Annotated in this window: 16 protein-coding genes and 1 tRNA gene; 8 read left to right on the plus strand and 9 right to left on the minus strand. The window is 46.4% G+C overall.

Features of this window, described 5'->3' with window-relative positions:
* The first annotated feature begins 337 nt into the window (after positions 1-337).
* A complete protein-coding gene (locus ACO08K_RS21120; RefSeq protein WP_421798454.1) occupies positions 338-652 on the plus strand; it encodes a hypothetical protein in 315 nt (104 codons plus the stop codon).
* 81 nt (positions 653-733) lie between these two features.
* On the opposite strand, the gene ACO08K_RS21125 is transcribed toward ACO08K_RS21120, so the two are convergent.
* Positions 734-1,330 carry a tetratricopeptide repeat protein gene (locus ACO08K_RS21125; protein ID WP_421798455.1) on the minus strand — a complete coding sequence of 199 codons (597 nt, stop codon included), beginning with the start codon at positions 1,328-1,330 and terminating at the stop codon, positions 734-736.
* 135 nt (positions 1,331-1,465) lie between these two features.
* On the opposite strand from ACO08K_RS21125, the gene ACO08K_RS21130 reads away from it, so the two are divergent.
* From ACO08K_RS21130 to ACO08K_RS21145, 4 genes are all read left to right on the plus strand, one after another.
* Entirely contained in the window at positions 1,466-4,717 is a 3,252-nt protein-coding gene (locus ACO08K_RS21130) for an amidohydrolase family protein (RefSeq protein ID WP_421798456.1), read from the plus strand.
* Between the two features lie 127 nt (positions 4,718-4,844).
* Complete coding sequence (locus tag ACO08K_RS21135) at positions 4,845-5,279, plus strand: aspartyl protease family protein (protein WP_421798457.1); 435 nt, start codon at positions 4,845-4,847, stop codon at positions 5,277-5,279.
* 21 nt (positions 5,280-5,300) lie between these two features.
* Positions 5,301-6,953 carry an endonuclease NucS domain-containing protein gene (locus tag ACO08K_RS21140; protein ID WP_421798458.1) on the plus strand — a complete coding sequence of 551 codons (1,653 nt, stop codon included), beginning with the start codon at positions 5,301-5,303 and terminating at the stop codon, positions 6,951-6,953.
* Between the two features lie 106 nt (positions 6,954-7,059).
* Entirely contained in the window at positions 7,060-7,452 is a 393-nt protein-coding gene (locus ACO08K_RS21145) for a DUF4260 domain-containing protein (RefSeq protein WP_421798459.1), read from the plus strand.
* Here the strand turns inward: ACO08K_RS21145 and ACO08K_RS21150 are convergent.
* The 3 genes from ACO08K_RS21150 to ACO08K_RS21160 all read right to left on the minus strand — a co-directional run bounded on the left by ACO08K_RS21150 (position 7,444) and on the right by ACO08K_RS21160 (position 11,440).
* The gene (locus ACO08K_RS21150; protein WP_421798460.1) at positions 7,444-7,968 is read right to left on the minus strand and encodes a hypothetical protein; all 525 of its coding nucleotides are present in this window, start codon (positions 7,966-7,968) and stop codon (positions 7,444-7,446) included. The two genes, ACO08K_RS21145 and ACO08K_RS21150, sit on opposite strands and share 9 nt — an antisense overlap.
* Positions 7,969-7,980: 12 nt before the next feature.
* The gene (locus ACO08K_RS21155; protein ID WP_421798461.1) at positions 7,981-9,198 is read right to left on the minus strand and encodes a saccharopine dehydrogenase family protein; all 1,218 of its coding nucleotides are present in this window, start codon (positions 9,196-9,198) and stop codon (positions 7,981-7,983) included.
* A gap of 103 nt (positions 9,199-9,301) precedes the next feature.
* Positions 9,302-11,440 carry an alpha-amylase family glycosyl hydrolase gene (locus ACO08K_RS21160; RefSeq protein ID WP_421798462.1) on the minus strand — a complete coding sequence of 713 codons (2,139 nt, stop codon included), beginning with the start codon at positions 11,438-11,440 and terminating at the stop codon, positions 9,302-9,304.
* A 172-nt stretch (positions 11,441-11,612) separates the two neighbouring features.
* On the opposite strand from ACO08K_RS21160, the gene ACO08K_RS21165 reads away from it, so the two are divergent.
* Complete coding sequence (locus ACO08K_RS21165) at positions 11,613-12,626, plus strand: agmatine deiminase family protein (protein WP_421798463.1); 1,014 nt, start codon at positions 11,613-11,615, stop codon at positions 12,624-12,626.
* Positions 12,627-12,663: 37 nt separating this feature from the next.
* Here ACO08K_RS21165 and ACO08K_RS21170 read toward each other — a convergent pair whose 3' ends face one another.
* Positions 12,664-13,629 (minus strand): FISUMP domain-containing protein, encoded by a 966-nt coding sequence (locus tag ACO08K_RS21170; protein WP_421798464.1) that lies wholly within the window; start codon positions 13,627-13,629, stop codon positions 12,664-12,666.
* 135 nt (positions 13,630-13,764) lie between these two features.
* Between ACO08K_RS21170 and ACO08K_RS21175 the strand changes: the two genes are divergently transcribed.
* Together ACO08K_RS21175 and ACO08K_RS21180 are read left to right on the plus strand one after the other, a co-directional pair.
* Positions 13,765-13,851: transfer RNA gene (locus ACO08K_RS21175), tRNA-Ser, on the plus strand.
* Positions 13,852-13,947: 96 nt separating this feature from the next.
* Entirely contained in the window at positions 13,948-14,997 is a 1,050-nt protein-coding gene (locus tag ACO08K_RS21180; RefSeq protein ID WP_421798465.1) for a tyrosine-type recombinase/integrase, read from the plus strand.
* A 740-nt stretch (positions 14,998-15,737) separates the two neighbouring features.
* On the opposite strand, the gene ACO08K_RS21185 is transcribed toward ACO08K_RS21180, so the two are convergent.
* From ACO08K_RS21185 to ACO08K_RS21200, 4 genes are read right to left on the minus strand one after another with little or no spacing between them, the layout of a single operon-like run.
* Positions 15,738-16,397 carry a hypothetical protein gene (locus tag ACO08K_RS21185; protein ID WP_421798466.1) on the minus strand — a complete coding sequence of 220 codons (660 nt, stop codon included), beginning with the start codon at positions 16,395-16,397 and terminating at the stop codon, positions 15,738-15,740.
* Positions 16,398-16,406: 9 nt separating this feature from the next.
* The gene (locus tag ACO08K_RS21190; RefSeq protein WP_421798467.1) at positions 16,407-18,020 is read right to left on the minus strand and encodes a S8 family peptidase; all 1,614 of its coding nucleotides are present in this window, start codon (positions 18,018-18,020) and stop codon (positions 16,407-16,409) included.
* Entirely contained in the window at positions 18,017-18,271 is a 255-nt protein-coding gene (locus ACO08K_RS21195) for a hypothetical protein (RefSeq protein ID WP_421798468.1), read from the minus strand. Before ACO08K_RS21195 ends, ACO08K_RS21190 begins: the two co-directional genes overlap by 4 nt.
* Positions 18,272-18,322: 51 nt before the next feature.
* Positions 18,323-18,886 (minus strand): hypothetical protein, encoded by a 564-nt coding sequence (locus tag ACO08K_RS21200; protein WP_421798469.1) that lies wholly within the window; start codon positions 18,884-18,886, stop codon positions 18,323-18,325.

Consider the following 18,886-nt stretch of genomic DNA (forward strand, 5'->3'; position numbering starts at 1 on the left):
GACTTGTACCAACATCTTCGCGTCTCCAGACGCATGAGCAACGCGAAAATACTGGAAAAACACACGTCAGACGTGTTGATAATGGTACAAGTCTGGAGACTTGTACCAGCGCCAGCGCCTAAAGTTAGAACTGATCGACCCTGCCCTTCGGGGGGTCTCATAAAATCATGGTTAAATTTGTTCTTGCTATAATCCTGTCACCCCTTCGGGGTTCTAACCACCTACCTGCGCTTGTGAAAATCTCATGGGGTTGTGTCTCCTTACGTAGGAGTGTACAGTATTTTCGACTTTACCTAGATCTATTAATGCCCTTGTTTTTTGATAAAAAACCAATTATATGGATTATAAAATAACAAAGCCAGCTTTAATCTTTGACGATCAACGCCTATATGTACTAGCAGCTGAAATTTGTAATTTAAGTTTGAATCAACTTAAATCGATTTTGGAAGATTTTGAAAACATTTTTAAAAAGAAGTATACTTCGTCTTCATTTGGATATCATACCTCTTTAGTATCATTTGACGAAAATGTTTCTAGCGTTGAGTACCATGATGAATTTATTATGGAGCTCAATAGCAAAGAATTATATGACGTTTTGATTGATTGGTATGATAAATACTCGAAATGGGAGTTGATAATGAACCAATCTTAAAGCTCTACTTCTACCCCAGACTGCAAAATCAACCGTAATTTCACAAGTCTTGTTATTTTTCGGCCAAATCAAGCTTTATTGTTACCCCTTCAACAACGCCTTATCATACTTCTTAAACCCACTTTCAAAAAATCCCTCGAAGGCATCGTGCAGGCGCAAAAACGCCAACATATCGTGATTGAGGATCATTTCGGTGTTCTGCAAATTGTTAGCCACTGCCTTTTTCAAACTCTCAAATCCTTCCAAAGGCTTTTCCAACACCGAGTAGGCACAGGCCATGTGGAAATAAACCTCGGGATCTTCGTCGTTTTCCTTCAGTGCTTTTTTGAAATCTTCCAAAGCCTCGTTCAACTGATAGGCCTTGAGCTTTTGAATCCCTTCTTGTTTGGCCTTGTTGGTGTTTTTGGGTAAAAAACCATACGCAACGCGTAGGTCACTGACCACCAGCTTGTCATTCCGTCGCAAATCGAGCAACACCTCTCCGTTGGCATTTAATTTGGTTGTCAGAACAAACTTTACCTTTTTGCCCTTTTCCAGGACGGTGAATGGATGATCGGTGCCCAAAATCGAAGATTTTTTGGACACAACCTGCCCTTTAACGATCACGGTTTCTTCGCCCAACCAGTTGTTGTGGAATTCGATGGTGGTTGCTTCGGAGGTGATTTTTTGGTATTGCATTGGTGAAATTAGAAATGCTTGTAAGTGTAATGTGTTGTTACAAAAGTAGACAAATTCGACAATTACCACTAGGGTTAAACCGCATAATTTGTAAGTTTACGACTCATCACTTCAAAACCAAGTAAGCCATACCGTATGAAAATTTTTACAAGGCTTGGGGCAATTATCCTACTTGCTCTCACATTTTCGACTGCCTTTGCGCAGGATACTAAAAAATGGGACGTCAACAATCCGCCCGGCACCTACAAAAACGTGTCCTTCAGCACCAACGAAGGCACCTGGATGAACCTCGACGTTTCGCCCGATGGCAAAGAAATTGCTTTCGACCTTTTGGGCGACATCTACATTCTGCCCATCCAGGGTGGGGAAGCCAAGGTACTGCGGGCTGGCCATGCCTTTGAAGTGCAGCCCCGTTTCAGCCCCGATGGCAAAAAAATCCTCTTTACCTCCGATGCCGGTGGAGGCGATAATGCCTGGGTGATGGATCGCGACGGCAAAAACGCCCGCCAAATCACCAAGGAAGACTTCCGCCTGGTCAACAACAGCGTGTGGACTCCCGATGGCGAATACATTATTACCCGCAAGCACTTCACCTCTTCGCGCTCCCTGGGTGCTGGGGAGTTGTGGATGTACCACCTGAGTGGCGGCAAAGGCATCCAACTCACCCCCCGCAAAAACGACCAGCAAGACCTCAACGAGCCCAGCGCCTCACCCGATGGCCGCTACGTTTATTACAGTGAAGACATTTACCCGGGTGGTTTTTTCCAATACAACAAAGACCCCAACAACCAGATTTTTGCAATCAAACAATTCGATCGGGAAACTGGAAAAATGGAAACTGTTACCGGTGGTGCCGGTGGGGCAGTACGCCCACAAATCTCCCGCGATGGCAAATTGCTGGCCTACGTGCGGCGGGTGCGTACCCAATCGGTCTTGTACATCCGCAATTTGGAAACCGGGCGCGAATGGCCGGTTTACCACAAGTTGTCAAAGGATCAACAGGAAGCCTGGACCATCTTTGGGTCTTATCCCGGCTTTGCCTGGTCGCCCGACGACCAATCCATCATCATCTGGGCCAATGGCAAGATCAATAAAGTGGATGTGAATGGCTTTAACCAGTCCGTTGAAATTCCCTTTACCTGCCAGGTCAATCAAAGGATTTATGATGCGGTCCGTTTCAAACAAGCCCTGAATCCCGCCAACTTTGACGCAAAAGTGATCCGGAATGCGGTGACCGCTCCGAATGGCAAATACGTGGTGTTCAACGCAGTGGGTTACTTGTGGAAAAAAGACCTGCCCTCCGGCACTCCGCAACGTTTGACTAAAGGAAGCGATTTCGAGTTCGAACCTGCTTTTTCGCCCGATGGAAAATCACTGGTTTTTGTGACCCACAACGACAGTACTTCCGGCACCCTGCAACGCCTGCAATTGGATGGGGGTGCCCTCACTAAATTGAGCAGCGATCCTGGCAATTACCGCAATCCAGCCTATTCCAACGATGGCCAAATGTTGGTGTTCCGCAAAGACGGTTCCAGTTCCGCCATGGGCCCAGCCAATACCGCCAAGCCAGGGATTTATGTGATGAAGGCCAGCGGCGGCCCAGCTACTTTTGTCAAAGCCCAGGGTGAAGACCCCCGTTTCAACCTCAAAGGTGACCGTCTCTACTACAACGCTGGCAGCATGATGGCCAGTTGCAAACTGGATGGCTCCGACGAACGCATCCACCTGCGCAGTACTTATGGCAGTCAGTTTACCCTCTCACCGGACGAAAAATGGATTGCTTTTGTGGACTTGCACAAGGTGTACATTGCGGCCTTTCCTCATTCGGGCACGACCCTCAATCTGGGCAGCAGTACAGCGGATTTTCCGGTCAAACAGGTGGCTAAAGACGCGGGGATCAACCTGCATTGGAGTGCGGACAGCAAGTCACTGAACTATACGTTGGGCAACCAATACTTCAACATACCGCTGGAAGACCGCTTTGAATTCATCGCAGGCAAGCCCGATTCAACGTTCAAAATGCCCGAAAAAGGCATCGACATTGGTTTAAAAGTGTCCATGGACAAACCGACCGGCCTGATTGCCTTCACCAATGCCCGCATCATCACGATGAAAGGGGAGCAGGTGATTGAAAAAGGGACAGTATTGGTGGAAGGCAACGTCATCAAGGCAGTGGGATCGGCATCAGCTGTGAGTATTCCGAAGGAAGCCAAAGTCATCAATTGTGCTGGCAAAACGATTATGCCGGGTCTGATCGACGCCCATGCCCACCCTGGCCATTTCAACTCGGGTTTGACGCCCCAGAAATACTGGCCTTATTACGTGAACCTGGCATATGGCGTCACCACGGTACACGACCCTTCGGCGAATACCGAATGGGTTTTTGCGATGAGCGAATTGCAAAAAGCGGGGGCCATTGCCGGGCCTCGGGTGTTTTCTACGGGAACCATTCTTTACGGTGCAGAAGGCAATTTTAAAGCGGTGGTCAACAACCTGGAGGACGCGCGAAGTGCCATTCGCCGGACCAAGGTGTTTGGGGCTTTTTCTGTAAAAAGTTACAACCAGCCGCGCCGGGAACAACGCCAGATGATCCTGCAAGCAGCCCGGGAACTGGAAATGGAAGTAGTGCCCGAAGGTGGCTCTTTCTTTTACCACAACTTGTCGATGATCCTGGACGGACATACCACGCTGGAGCACAACCTGCCCATTCACGTACTGCACAACGACGTGATCCAGCTTTGGAAACAGTCCAATACAGCCTACACGCCCACCTTGATCGTGGCCTACGGCGCGGTCACCGGGGAATATTACTGGTACCAGCACAGCAATGTTTGGGAAAAACAACGCCTGCTGACTTACACTCCGCGGAGTGTGATCGATACGCGTAGCCGCTACCGCACCATGATCCCCGAGGAGGAATACGAAAAAGGCCATATTCTGATCTCCCAACAGTTGAAAAAACTCATGGATGTGGGGGTAAAAGTCAACATGGGCGCACACGGCCAACTTAACGGACTTGGTGCGCACTGGGAAACCTGGATGATGGCGCAAGGTGGCATGAGCAATCACCAGGCGTTGAAAACCGCCACCATCAATCCGGCGCTCAGCCTGGGCCTGGATGAGCACATCGGCTCCCTGGAAGTAGGCAAACTGGCCGATTTGCTGGTGCTGGACAAAAATCCGCTGGAGAACATCCAAAATACCGAATTTATTCGCTACACCATGGTCAATGGCCGCTTGTACGATGCTGAGTCGATGAACGAGGTGGGCAATCAGCCGAAAAAACGCAGCAAGTTTTTCTGGGAATTGAATAAAAATGCGCAGTATGAGCCGCTGCTGCATGAGGAGACGGAGAGTATTGGAAGGTGTCTGTGTGGGAGACATTAAGGAGTGAAAAGTGAAAAGTGAAAAGTGAAAAACAGGGGTATTTCGCTTGTTTTTTGTTTTTCACTTTTTGTTTTTTGGGCTTGCTTTCTTGTGTTCTTTTGTTTAATTTTGAAAAAAACTGAGCACTATGGGACTTGTACATGCGGATATAGAACTGATTAATGGTGACGATTGGTCTGATTTTCGGAGAAAACGTATCCCGGAAAGCGAGGTACGACGCATGACAGTCAACATGAACGTTGATTCTGGTGCTTTGATGATGGCGATCAACGAGAACATTCAGGGGCAATTGGGTTTGGAAATCGTGGAAGTGCGTCGGGCTCAATTGGCGGATGGCACCTTTATTGAATTACCCGTTACGTCACCGATTGAAGTGCGTTTTGCCAATCGCCGCTGTACCACTCAAGCGGTAGTTTTGCCAGGGTCAACTCAGCCTTTGTTAGGCGCTATCCCGATGGAAGATATGGACGTGTTGATCCATCCAGCTAAACAGGAATTGGTGGTTCATCCTGATCATCCTTATTTGGCGCAGTTTGCGATGCGGGGATTTCGCTTAGGTTAAATTAAGAGCACAATCATATCTATGAGAAATAATGTCGAAGACCTGATAAGAGATGATTTAGCACTGAAACTCCACCTAATATCACCTGATTTAAAGCTGTATAAAAAGGAGTTTTTTCTTAAAAACCCACATGGAACCAGGGGATTTATTGACATTCTTGCGCAAGACGGCAATGGAAATTACGTTGTTATTGAAGTAAAAAGAAGCAATCAGGCTGCAAGAGAGGCCATCCATGAGCTAATCAAATATGTTGAAGGATTAAAAGAACAGTTAAGTGTGCGAGAGAGTGAAATTAAACTAATTGTAGCCTCTACTGAATGGACAGAATTAATAGTACCTTTTTCTGCTTTGTATCACAAAAATAGTTTTGATTTAAAGGGCTTAGAAATCAGAATCAACGAGTCTCATGAGGTTGAAAAAGTTTTAGCTGTTGACCCCTTAAGTGCTACCAAACAGAGGGTGCTTTCTCCGATTCAGGGGGTCATTTTTTATTCAACTGAAGAATCTCTTCAAAAAGGGCTTGATAGCCATATTCAATCATTTGAATCAAAAAATCTTTTTGATTTTGTACTTGTTGTGTTGAAGAATGAAAAGATTTCAGATTTTGATTATAGGCAAGGGATAAAAAATGCAATTAAAGCTATGAAAAGTAAGTTTGATTGGAATGAAAATGATGACGAAGTAGATATTAATGAAGATACCCTTTTTTTTAATAAGTATGCTGTTTATTCAGCATTCCAAAGAAAGAACAGTATAGAGGAATACAACGAGATTCTCCGTATTGAACCAGAAATATTTTTAGATGCTAAAAGAAACATCTCATTCACTGATCAATCAGAAGAGAAAGTTTTTGAAGTTTTGGAGGATGCCGTTTTCAACTCGCTTCCTCCATTGATTTATGGTGAAGACTTTGAAATAGGATACCCAGGTAAATTCATTTCTATGACTTCGGAACAGAATTGGGAAATCCTAGAAGTGAAAAGATATGGTAAACTTAAAAATAATCAATTTTTAAGTGATGAAGTTTTACTGAGTGAAATTCAAGGGCTTAATGGTGTTACTGCAAACAGATTAGATATAACATTTGCTGCAGACGAAAAGGTTAAATTAACAGAAGCTATACAGAATGTTAAAAGTGCACTCAAGTTTAATATAGTATGGAGTAATCAAATAGAGTTTGTTTTGAATCAGTGCATGGCTCTAGGTCAAAAAGACGATTTTCTTGTTACGGTAAGAATTTTTACACTTAACAACTTGCTGTATTCCATGTATCTGGAAATAACGAAAGGTGAAAGATATTTGCCTTTTTTTTGCGTGAGGGTTCAAAGTAAGGATATCTACAAGGATTATGTTGGAATTATTGAATGGAATAAAAAAAATATTTCCTTGGAAAGTGTTATCAACGAATTTTATCATGGTGATCCATTCAGTTTTGCAGCTCCTTTGATTTGGGGAGGGACGGAAGAAAAAGATTTTCAAATAATTAGGTATTTAGGTCTTAAATATAATATGATCTTGATTGAAAATGGTGAAGACTATTTTTTGTTTGAAGATTACGAATTCAGAAAGATAGATAAAGGTTCTCTAAAAAATGGGCCACAGGAAATGATTATCCAAAATCCTAAGTTTATGAGAGATTTAATAGAATTGTTTGACTCTTATTTGTGCGTATGAAAAAATGAGTTCTTGATTCCTTCACTTTCTTGATTTATGTCAAGCGCACTCCCCCGAATCCCCTCCATCTTTGTGTCATTCAATCACCACACAAAAATCGAGTGCGATGAAAAACGTATTGAAGCTAGAAGAATTGGCCCTGTTGCTGTTGTTTTCAGTAGTTTATTTTCAGTACCTGCAAGGCGGATGGGGTTTGTACCTGGGCCTGTTTTTTTTACCCGATTTGGCCTTTTTCCTGTACCTGATCAATCCCAAATGGGGGGCGATAGGTTACAATTTTTTGCACCACAAGGGCGTCATGGCGCTGGTCATCCTGCTGGGTTTGTACCTGCAAATCGATCTGATTACCCAGATTGGCCTCATTTTTATGGCGCACAGCAGTTTTGACCGGGTGGCAGGTTATGGCCTGAAGTACTTTGACAGTTTTGACCATACCCACCTGGGCTGGATTGGGAAGAGTAAGGGTAAAAATGAGACCCAGCAAGAGGTGTCACTTTAACGGAAGGTTCATTTCCTTATAAAGCCTTTCGACCAATTGAGAATATTCCATGGGGTTTTTGATCGAAACCAAGGGAAATTCCTTTCCACCACTGGAAACCCGGATCAGGTAAAAGGGCTCAAACAAAAAACTCTCGTACTGTTTGGAACGAATGTAGCTAGGGTTGCTAATGGTAATGTGCTCTTCGGGGAAATCCAAAATGTCTTGATCCAGGCGAATATCCCGGCTTTTGTATATGCTGATCAATTTTTGTTCAAAATCAAAAACGACCGTATTGTCCCAGCGCAAAGGATAATCCGGGAAAAACAAGATGCTGATGGCGATACAACACAATAAAACCTGGAGGATAGTCGTCACTTTCCCCCAATTAAAGGGCGAAAGGATGGGCTCACCAAAACTGAGTTTTAGGTAAAAATAGAGCACAACGGCCAGGCAAAAGGGCACAACTTTAGACAAAAAGCGCATCCAAAGGCCTTTGGTATCCGAGGTCAATACGATTTGCTTTTTTGCCGTCATTGTTTTGGACATTTATTTCAACTCAAAACTCAAGCCTGCATTGTTCACCAATCGTTCCAAAAGTACGTCACCCATCGCCGTGGAGGGAGTCAAGAGGCCATAATTTTCAGGTAAAGTCGATCCATCTTTAGCCAAACACACGGCGCATTCCGCAAGCATTTTGGAGGTAGATCCATAGCCCGGGTCCCGGTCCCCTTTGACACTAGCAGTGACCACCTGTCCATCCGGCAATTTGCCAAAAATCAGGAAATAAAAAAAGCCGGATTCGCGAGCTGCCTGACTGGGGCCTTCCCCTGGTTTGGGCATGCGGCGCAACAGGAGTTTGTAGAGCAAACTACCCGGTTTGGCGGCCATGACCAAACCCAGGCCCAGGAGAATTGTCCAAGCCTTGAGTCGTCCTTTGAGCCCCTTTCCACTGAGCATGGCTTCTTCGTAAGTGAAGTTTTGACCGTATGGAAACCCCAAGAGGGCATGGCTGCGCCGCACCACGCGGGTATTGATGCTCGCCATGACAAAGGGCGCAATCCAGGATTTTGCGACGGGATCATAAACAACCTTTTGCAAGTCCGCCACATCCGGTCCCGGGAATTCAGGATCAGGGTTGAGCGTGTAGGGGCGGGCAATGCTGCGTGCATAAGCCCGATCCTTGCGGGCTTCTTGCAGAATGGCCAACATGCTGTAAAAAGTACCTCCGCTAAGGCCTCCCTTGGCCGCCTTCAACCGCATACCAATGTGCTGGGCGTATTGGCCAGATTTGGCGTGGATTTGTTTTTGCAAAAAATACACCCCCATATCCGAGGGAATGGAGTCGAAGCCACAGCAATGCACAATTTTGAGTTGCTTTTGCGCCGCTTCGATGTGGTGCTGATCGATCATTTGGCGCACCCAACCCGCTTCGCCGCAGAGGTCGCAGTAATGGGTGCCCGTTTCTACACAAGCTTCTACCAATAGGCTGCCGTATTGGGAGTAAGGCCCAACGGTGGTACAAATGACCTGACTTTGGGCGGTCATGGCCAGTAAGGAGTTTTTGTCAAAACCATCGGCAAGGATGACTGGAATTTGGGGTAGCCCCAATTCGTGGAGGACCCCTTTCAACTTCTCTTCATTGCGCCCGGCAACTGCCCAGCGCAAATCCTGACCTGGGTACTTTTGCCCCAAATATTCAGCAACCAGGCGTCCCGTAAAACCAGTGGCACCCCAAAGAATAATGTCGTATTGTCGATTGTGCATGAAGACGGTTGATTTTTGAAAAACAGGAGTTAGCTGTTCTCGGATAAAAAAAATGAATGAGTTCAGCCCTCACTTGAACGTTTCGATCACCCAAAACTTAACTTCAAATCGGCATTACCTCCCGATCCTCCTCGGCCCACATCACCACCTTTCCATTCCGTACCCGCACCCATTTCCAGGCAAAACCTTGTCCGCTTGGCACTTCAAATCGCACCTTCCAATTGGGATAATCCTTGGGATCAGCGGCCAGGCCTTTGCTCCAATCCCAATTGCCTAATTCGGGCAAACTTCCTGTGACGTAGATTTCTTCCCCGTATTCAGCGGGTACATACATGCTCAGTTCGACCTCGGTCGTTTTGTTGGACTCCAGTTGCAGTGCAGGCCGCAACCAATACACCCCATAAGGCCCAATCGACAAATGATTGTTGACAAAACTCATCCCTTGTTGAAGCAAGGCATCGAAGTAGACGCCATTTTGCCATTCGGCAGGTAAGCCAGAAATACTCAATTGCTGAGGATTGCGACTCAGGTTGGCAACCAGGAGCATTTTTTGCCCCTCGTAATTGCGTTCACAAACAAAGAGGGAATCATTGTCGACAATGATGATTTGATCACGAGAACGACCATGTAAGGCCGGGCTTTGCCGACGCGTTTCGATGTAGCGACGGTGCATCGAAAAGACCCTTTCCTCCGGTGTGCCCGCCTCGTGAATCCGGGCCGCCTTTGCCCAGTTCATCGGAGGGCGGTGTACCCAGCGGTTGTCGCCCGCTTTGAGTGGGTCGAGCAGGTAGTGGTAATCATTCAGTTGAGCCACTTCGTCGCCAGAGAAGATCAGCGGAATTCCTTTCATAAAAAAGATCACCCCGTTCAATACTTCCAGGCGTTTGATGGCCAGGTCAATTTTGATGGGGTCGGCTTCCACCAGGGCTTTTTGCAAACCCGTCAGAGCAGCTGCGGTGCCGGAAGTACGTGCTTCGCCGGTTTGGCGATCGCGTTGAAAAACATAACCTTCGGAATAACTCTGGGGCAGTACTCCTGCATAAAAGTCGGTGCAGAAATTGCGGGTTCCCCGTCCACTTTGGCCCACCGCCGCCGCGTTTTCATCCGAAATCCCCCAACCAATATCATCGTGGCAGCGGATGTAGTTGATCCAGGTAGCTTCTTTGGGAATGGGGGGCAGTTGGGACAAAGTATTGCGCAACAACTGTGTATTTTCGGAAGCCAGGGCGTGCCAGAGGTGATTCATCATGGTGGCGTTGTAGCCGATCTCACAAGCTTTGCCTTCCAAACCACCGCTGCCCAGGTAACGAATGATGTCGCCGGGAGCTACAATGGCTTCGGATTTGAACAACATGCCCGGCGCAACCATCCGCACCAGGGCGCGGTAAGCGGCCAGAATGTGGATGGCTTCCTGTTGGTTCTGGCAGTTGGTGCCCATATTTTTCCACAAAAAAGGTACAGCATCTAGTCGTAAAACGTCTACCCCCACGTTGGCCAGGAAGAGCATTTCTTCCAGCATGGCCTCAAATACGTTGGGGTTGCGGTAGTTGAGATCCAATTGGAAATCGTAAAAGGTAGTCCAGGCCCATTTTTGGATTTCTGGCTGCCAGGTGAAGTTGCCAGGGGCGAAATCGGGGAAGACCTCAGGCAGCGTTTTTTCATAGGCGTCTGGCAAGGTTCGGTCCTCAAAGAGCAGGTAAAAATCCTGGAAAAAAGGATCACCTTGCAAGGCGGCCTGGGCCCACTGGTGCTCGCGGGCGGTGTGGTTCATCACGTAGTCGATCACCAACATCATGCCTTCTTCGTGCAGGCGGGTGGCCAGTTCGCGCAATTGGGTCATGGTACCCAGGCGGGAGTTGACTTCCCGATAATTGGCTACGGCGTAGCCCCCGTCATTGGGACCAGAGCGAGGCTGAAGCAGGGGCATCAGGTGCAAATAGGTAATGCCCAATTCCTTGAAATAATCAATGCGGTCGATTAAGCCTTGAAGATTCCCGGCAAACAAATCAACGTACAGCATCATGCCGACGTGTTGCGGCTGCTGGAACCAATCAGCTTTCCATTCCCGATCTGCGTCAATTTGTTGGAGTGCGGCAGGGCGTTCCTTGTCCACCTGGGCAAGGATGTCCATCAAGCGTTGGATTTGTGCTTGACTGGCGTCAGGATACAATACGCGGTAGCTACTCAGGAAATCGTCCATATAGAGGCGAGTCCTGCGCTCAATTGTTTTTGCTTGTTTCATACATTATTAAAATACGACCGATAAGGTCAACAAAATTAAGAAGTGGACTGGGTTGAGAAAATTTTTTTAATTATTTGTGCGCAGTTTTTATTCAGGAAAGCGGTTTTCATGCGGATAAATATTCCCCAACAGCGTAGATTTGCGGCCTTGTTCAATTTTTAGCCACTACACTATGAATCGTCGTTTACCCGCTGAATGGGAGCCCCAAAGCGCCGTCCAGTTCACTTTTCCACACGCTGAGACGGATTGGGCGGATATTTTAGAGGAGGTTTTGCCCTGTTTCATTGAGGCCATTGAGATCATTAGCCGCTATGAAAAAGTGCTAGTGGTTTGTCGGGACCAAAACGAGGTCCGACCACTGCTGGAAAATGCCGTGCAGGAGAATTTGATCCTCGTAAACATTCCCAGCAACGATACCTGGGCTCGCGATCATGGGGGCATTGCGATTTTTGAAGACGATAAACCCTTGATTCTGGATTTTGTATTCACGGGCTGGGGTTTGAAATTTCCCGCTTTTTTGGACAACCTGATCACTGGGCGCTTGCAGGCCCAGGGTGTATTTAAAGCTCCCGTTCGGCATGGTGGTTTGGCATTGGAAGGAGGAGGAATTGAAAGCGACGGGCAGGGCACCTTGCTCACAACCTCGGAATGTTTGTTGTCTCCTAACCGCAATCCACACTTGGATCAAGCGGCTACTGAGGCCAAATTGAAGGAGCTCTTCGGCCTAAAAAGAGTGCTCTGGTTGCACAATGGATATTTGGCTGGCGATGATACCGATTCACACATCGATACCCTGGCGCGTTTTTGTAGCGTAGACACCATTGCTTATGTGCAATGCCTGGATACCAATGATGAGCATTATGAAGCGCTGCAAGCCATGGAAAAGGAATTGCAGTCATTTACCACTGCAGAAGGCAAACCCTACCAATTGATTCCACTGCCTATGGCTACGGCTTGTTTTGCAGCTGACGGCCACCGACTCCCGGCCACCTACGCCAATTTTTTGATCATCAATCAAGCCGTTTTGGTGCCTACTTATCAGGTGCCTGAAGATGAACAAGCATTGGTGCAAATCAAAAAAGCCTTTCCGAATCATGAAGTAATTGGCATCAATTGCCGGGCTTTGATCGAGCAACACGGATCATTGCATTGCATCAGCATGCAGTATCCAGAAGGATGCATATAACCGTAGGGGCTGCCACAAAGGGCAGCCCCTACGGCCATCAATTCCGCACACAACGACAGGAAAGCGCATACGCCCGTTCCGCAATCGCCTTAAACGTTCGTTTTTCGCGCCCTAAAAAAACTATCTCATACGACTCCAAGCCATTGGCTGGGCTGCTCGTCCAATAAGCAGCATCAAAATAAACCCCAATGAAACCACCTTCCGGAGTGAAATACCCTCCACCACGGGCTTCCAGGCCACTTTTTCCACCTTTGAGCAAGGCCTGGAATACTTTGCTACTACCTTTGTCCAGATTGCCCGCGGGGTCATAATTGAGGCACAATGCCTCCCATTCTTCCAGACTGGGGAGTCGCCACCCTTCCCCCAATTTTGCGCAGGCATCCTGGGCCCCAAGCCAATTGTACAATTTGCCAAATCGATCGCAGTAAGCTTCATGGTTTAAAAAGCAGGAGGAAGCCCCATCAACATTCAAATTGAGGTTGTCTGCCAACCAGGTGAGTTTTCCAATTTGAATGCTGCGGTAGGTATGGCCTTCCGAATCTACAACCTTGCCGTAATTCAATCCGGCCAAGCGTTTTTGCTCATTGTTGTAGACTGTTGCTGAAATGCGCAATCGGTTCACATTGAATCCCTCCGCTTTGGCTTGACTTCCTTCGGGGAACTGTTTGAGGTATTCCGCATAAACTGCGGGATCGCGTAATTTTTTAGCAGCAGTCCAAAGTGCCAATTCCCGCTGGGGGTGTTTGGGGAAATCTGCAGCAAAATCCAGGTATAAAACCGGATCATTTTTTAATCTGGCTCGTCGCCAACTGGCTTGGTCGAGGTAGGGGCTATTGGGATAATTCTGGATGTAATTGTCATAACCCTCTGCAGAGTTGACCAAAGTGCGGGCAATGAACCATTGGCTTTGATTTGGAAAGCTCCCAATTAGAATAATGAGCCCCAAAAGGATACAAAGCAAGACCACTAAGGGGCGTTTCAGCGCATTGTCAATATTGGGCATCGTGTTTTTGTTGTGGAATTTAGAACAAAACCCCAGCAAGAGGAACTTTTTTTAGACTAAAATCCTTTTCCTCTAGTTTTTTCCCAGGAAAAGCTGCTAAAACTAAACCCCAATTTGTATTTTTGTTCCCCATTCGGAGATGTGCCAGAGTGGTTGATCGGGCTTGACTCGAAATCAAGTGTACTCGCGAGGGTACCGGGGGTTCGAATCCCTCCATCTCCGCAAAACGCGCTGGAACCCTTGATTTTATTGGGGTTTCAGCGTCGAATTGTCTACAAGTCGGAATAAAATTGTCTACGCACACTTACCAAAGTCAAAATGGTAAGTGAAAAAAAAGTTTCCCGCCGAGAGCAATTCCGCATTTATTCTCCTACAGATTTGGAAAAAAAGTGGTTTGTTGAATTCTACACTGACCAGGGTAGGCAACGGACCTATGGTAAGATCAATCAGGCCAAAACCTTTGAAGAAAGGATGGTACTGGCGAAAGCACTGGTGAAGGAACTGAAACAATCAACTCCAGATAAAAAGCCTACCCTGGTCGAAAGCGATTTTGAACGAGCAAAAAAGTGGATGGATGCTCAAGGATGGAGGCCTAAAAGCTATTCTACTCACCTCACCATTGTAAATGCATGGTATGAATTTTTGGGCACGAAGAAAGCAACCCCGGAACTAGCCAAAGAATTTTTCCAAAACCTACAGGCTACCAAGGCTCCAACTACCTACAACAAATATTTGCATTTGCTAAACGCCATCCTCGATGGAATAGGGCAGGGGAGTGTTTGTGCGGGGATCAAAACGATCCGGCAAAACCCTTCGCCAGCTCGATACTTCCAAACATTCCAGATAAAAAAACTTTCCAAAGAAATCAGCTCCAGGGATCCGCAATTGTGGATGTTCGTGCAGTTCATTTATTACTGCTTCATCCGGCCCAGGGAGCTGGTTTTTTTGCGGGCTGAAAATGTGCTATTGGAGAACAATCAGATTTACATCCCAGGGCATATCAGTAAGAATAAAAAAAGTGAGTACGTGACCATTCCAGATGCCTTCAGGCCCGTGCTGGAATACATCAAGGAACTTTCACCGGATCGGTTACTTTTCCCTTCACCGCTGGACGTTACAAAGCCACTTGGATTTGATAAAATGTATCGTAGGCACCAGAAAATAATAAAAGCACTGGGCTTCGGGAAAGGCTATGTGCTGTACAGCTGGAAACATACAGGCGCAGTGCAGGCAGTAAAGGCAGGGATACCACTAAAAGAGCTTCAGATACAATTGAGGCACCACAGTTTGGACCAGGTGGACCAGTATTTGAGGCAGATGGGCGTTTTTGATTTGGTAAGGCTTCAGGCTAATTTTCCGGCGATCTAAGTAGAGAATAAAGCGCCGAAAAGCAGCGTTGATATTCTTGAGAAATCGATTTTCTAATTCGTTTTAAAATGAAAATATCGATAAAATTTAAGTTTCAGCTTGCAAAAACCGGATATTTTAATCAGCTTTGTGAGGCGAGAATTAAAATATTTTAATTTTTCGACAAAGAAAAAGCCGCCCCCAAAGGGAGGCGGCCGATCGTGACTATTAAACTGGAGATTTAAAAAGTCACGGATGAAGCAGGAAATTACCACCAATCGTTTAATATCTCAATTCCCAACCTGAGATAGAAAAAAAGGTTGTTACCTGCTTTAAAATAGTCCACCCATGTTAATTGGGGCTTTCTTCGCTTCACCGGGAATCTTTTTAGACTCTTAAACCGGTAGCGGTTCTTTGTTCTATTCATAAAAAAAATTTAATAATGCCAAGGATAGTGTGGATTATCCTTGGCGTTTTTTTTGCATTTCATATTTAGGTGTCGTTTTTTAAATCGCCGATTAGATGTAAGGCTAAATCTAAATTTCTAAAAGGCGTATTGTTAGTTAATTAAACTGTTTTCAAAGTTCCGGGATTTTTTACACTAAAACAAAACAAAACTGTGGAAAAGACTAACAACTTATCCACACTCGGGAAAAAAATATTTGACGGAATCAGAAAAAAGTGTATGATTTTTAATTAAATAATAAAGGCGAGCACAAGTACTCGCCTTCATCATCTTCATTATAAAACCAAATCAATTACTAGGCTGCAATTCTGGTAAAAGTACCTACACGGCCACTAGGCAAAGTGATAATGGTCACATCTTCCAATTCTTCAGTCAAGACTCCCAATGCCATTGCCTGGCTCTTATTCACGATGGCATCCCAACCAATTTCAGCGGCTTCGATAAAGAACGCGATAAGGTCAGCATTCAAACCCGCTTTAGCTAAGTTACCACCGCCAAATTCCCGAACCACTAGATGTTTGGTTTCTGGTTTGGCTGCTTCAGTATCGATAAAGGCATCAATCTGCTCGCCATCTGGCTTAATGTCATCGGTCAAAAAACCAGTAATACTTTGGGCGAAATCCTTCAAGTACTGCAACATCTTTTTGTTGTATTCCGCTTTGATTCGATCCACAACGGGTTGAAACAAGCGAAAAAGCCATGGAGTCATAAAGCTGTTTAGCCACTTTAGCCACAAAGCCCGTACTTTTTTGTTGTTGTCTGGTTCAGCATCGGAAAACTCATTGATGGTGCCAATAAGCGGTTCAGCAATTGCTAAAACCAGTTCTTCCTCTGGAGAATCATTTTCCAATCGTTTTTCCAAGGCAGCTTTTGCACTGTTAATACCCAGCTTGGCCAATAGTTGCAGCCATAAGGGCAAAGCTTTTACCTTCAGTTCGTTGATAAACTGTTTCATAGCGCTATATTAAATTTTAAGTTTACGAGATTTTTTGTTTGCCCAGGTGATGGACTCACCTTGCACCGCCGCCGCCGCCGCATTCAACTTTGCTTTAGGGTTTGGAATATCAAAGCAGCGTTGCTGTTCGTCGAATCCTTCTACGTTCGTTACCGCGATTTTTAGCCCTAACTTTTGAATACTGGCATCCTTTTGGAAAAAGAACAATAAAAAGTGCTGTGCCCAAATAGCTGCCTGTGGGTAGTCGGTTTCGTCATTGGTTACGAGGTATTGGTTTTCAAAGTTCCTGCGTAGGGCATCGTTCACGACTGGCCAGATGTCTTCCGCATATTTGTCGGAAGTGATTTCCAGTTTGAACCGGATATGCAGCTTTAGCATATTTTCCATGCCTTGGGTTTTCCAAGATTGGATGTAATAGGCCGGAAAGTATAGGTTTACGATAGCTCTAGGTTTGACCGGTATCACCGGATCAGTTGGCGGTGGTGGTGGACCTGGATTACCTGGATCAGGATTATAACCAGGCATCTTTACAGGGTCCATATCCAAAATGCGCTGCACGTAGATCAGGCCATTGCCATAAAGATCATCGCGGCCAGCTTTGCCCAGGTCTGAAGCAATCCAACCTAAGTACTGTTTCATCTGCGCGGTGCCCTTTATTTTGGGTCCCCATTTGCTTTTGGCGATCACAATGCAGGCCATCACAAAGGGACTCGCCATGCTGGTACCGCTAATGGTGGCGTACTTCCCAGCTACCCAGGTAGATTGAATAAGGCTGCCAGGCGCGGCAACGGTGATTTGAGGCCCATAGCAGCTGTAGGATGCTTTGGTAAGACTTTCATCCAGCGCAGCAACCGAAATGCCGTAGAGGCTCGATCCTGGATAGCCTGGTGAACCGTTGTGGTTGCCAGCAGCAAAGGCAAAATAAACGTCGCCTTTGGTGCTTTCTGCTAGTTCCTTTTCGGTATCAGGTAGGAGTGTGCTCGATGTGGTGCCAAATGAGCCATTGTACACCACTGCAATGCCTTGTTTGTTCAGGGCAATATCTTCAGGGCGTTCACTTTGGTAGGCATTGTTCACCCAGGTAAATGAACCGCTACCATTGTCACCAAGGAATTTGAGGTGATCCTGCGTGTATACCCCTGATTTGACTAGTTCCGCAAGAATGCCGAAATCTTTTGCCGCAACTATGCCAGCAACGTGGCTGCCATGCCCTTGCATATCGGTTACGCTGGTGCTGGTGGTGTAGTTGCGGGCATTACCTGGAACCTGGATCAGGTCCGGGTGTGTAGGCCTGCCAGTATCGCAGATTTTGCCGCGAACTTTGTAGGTGCATTCTTTAGCCAGACGGGCATGAATGTTGGCGGGCAAAATGAGGCGTTCACCCCAATTGCTAATAGCGGTGCCAAAAAGGTCGCGTGCAGTGGCTACCTGTACGGGTACCTCAATGGGGGAGGGTAGAATTTCCCAACCATCCTGCTTCAGATCGGCAATGGTTTTGCGGGCCTGCTTCAGTGTGTCGCGGTAGTCTTTGCGTAATTCTTCTGGCAGGTCGCGGGGTTTGATTTGGCCAAAAGTTGGAATGGCCAAAAAGATGGCCAATAAAAGTGCAAAAATGGTTTTCATAGCTTTAATTCTTTTTTTGCTTTGGCCTCTTCGATTTCGTTCATTACCCTTTGGTGGCGTAGCTCTTCATTGTGCTTTTGCCAGCTCATGACCATTGGGATCACAGAGGCTACAACAAAGCCTAAAAAAACATACCAGTTTTGAGCCAACCAACCTCCAACAACTCCAACCAAATTGGCTCCAAAAGTTACTTTGATCCATTGTAGGCTATCATGGTCATGAAAGTTTGTGAAGAGGTTGGAAAGCTTCATGGTTTCAAGATTAAACAGTTTCATAGTGTTCTAGCGGGGGCGCTGTGGTGATCAAACAAGTGCTGGTATTCCATTTACCCAGCGGCGTATGCGTGTAAAATCAAAATCCATGTCTTGCGTAGCGGGTAGTTGACCGCCTGCCCAGGCTCCAACCTGCCAGCTGATGCGCGGTAGCCGGTTGAACTGCTGGACCTGTACAATTTTACGGCCTCTGATGAAAAAGACCTGGGCAACGGTTTTGTTACCATAGTCGATTTCGAGCCACCAGGGGAATGTTTCGTCAAATACTACAGCATCCAGCGGATCGCGACCAATACCGTTGTCGGTTTGGCCGTCTTTGTGCCAGTAATCTAGCACCTCAATGCACTGATCATCTGGATTGTGCCTGAAGCCACCCAGGGCACTATTTTCATGCTTTTCAAATGGGTTCAGGTCGAATGATAGGCCACCCCATTTGAGCCAGCTTTTTTGGTGCTGGGCATTTTCGGGAGGGTGGATGTAGTTGCAGTTTTGTGAAAAGGTGATCCACCAACCGATTTTCAAGACGCTTAGGCGTGGGGTGAAAAAATCGGGGGTGAAGTTGAATTGGCCTTGCTTGACTTTTTGTAGGGGCAT

This window comes from Haliscomenobacter sp. (genome assembly GCF_965225875.1).
Taxonomy (GTDB): domain Bacteria; phylum Bacteroidota; class Bacteroidia; order Chitinophagales; family Saprospiraceae; genus Haliscomenobacter.

Bases quoted from the DNA above. Each gene is read 5' to 3' on its own strand.
- ACO08K_RS21120 (WP_421798454.1), top strand. From the start codon at position 338: ATGGATTATAAAATAACAAAGCCAGCTTTAATCTTTGACGATCAACGC.
- ACO08K_RS21125 (WP_421798455.1), bottom strand. From the start codon at position 1,330: ATGCAATACCAAAAAATCACCTCCGAAGCAACCACCATCGAATTCCAC.
- ACO08K_RS21130 (WP_421798456.1), top strand. From the start codon at position 1,466: ATGAAAATTTTTACAAGGCTTGGGGCAATTATCCTACTTGCTCTCACA.
- ACO08K_RS21135 (WP_421798457.1), top strand. From the start codon at position 4,845: ATGGGACTTGTACATGCGGATATAGAACTGATTAATGGTGACGATTGG.
- ACO08K_RS21140 (WP_421798458.1), top strand. From the start codon at position 5,301: ATGAGAAATAATGTCGAAGACCTGATAAGAGATGATTTAGCACTGAAA.
- ACO08K_RS21145 (WP_421798459.1), top strand. From the start codon at position 7,060: ATGAAAAACGTATTGAAGCTAGAAGAATTGGCCCTGTTGCTGTTGTTT.
- ACO08K_RS21150 (WP_421798460.1), bottom strand. From the start codon at position 7,968: ATGACGGCAAAAAAGCAAATCGTATTGACCTCGGATACCAAAGGCCTT.
- ACO08K_RS21155 (WP_421798461.1), bottom strand. From the start codon at position 9,198: ATGCACAATCGACAATACGACATTATTCTTTGGGGTGCCACTGGTTTT.
- ACO08K_RS21160 (WP_421798462.1), bottom strand. From the start codon at position 11,440: ATGAAACAAGCAAAAACAATTGAGCGCAGGACTCGCCTCTATATGGAC.
- ACO08K_RS21165 (WP_421798463.1), top strand. From the start codon at position 11,613: ATGAATCGTCGTTTACCCGCTGAATGGGAGCCCCAAAGCGCCGTCCAG.
- ACO08K_RS21170 (WP_421798464.1), bottom strand. From the start codon at position 13,629: ATGCCCAATATTGACAATGCGCTGAAACGCCCCTTAGTGGTCTTGCTT.
- ACO08K_RS21180 (WP_421798465.1), top strand. From the start codon at position 13,948: ATGGTAAGTGAAAAAAAAGTTTCCCGCCGAGAGCAATTCCGCATTTAT.
- ACO08K_RS21185 (WP_421798466.1), bottom strand. From the start codon at position 16,397: ATGAAACAGTTTATCAACGAACTGAAGGTAAAAGCTTTGCCCTTATGG.
- ACO08K_RS21190 (WP_421798467.1), bottom strand. From the start codon at position 18,020: ATGAAAACCATTTTTGCACTTTTATTGGCCATCTTTTTGGCCATTCCA.
- ACO08K_RS21195 (WP_421798468.1), bottom strand. From the start codon at position 18,271: ATGAAGCTTTCCAACCTCTTCACAAACTTTCATGACCATGATAGCCTA.
- ACO08K_RS21200 (WP_421798469.1), bottom strand. From the start codon at position 18,886: ATGCCCCTACAAAAAGTCAAGCAAGGCCAATTCAACTTCACCCCCGAT.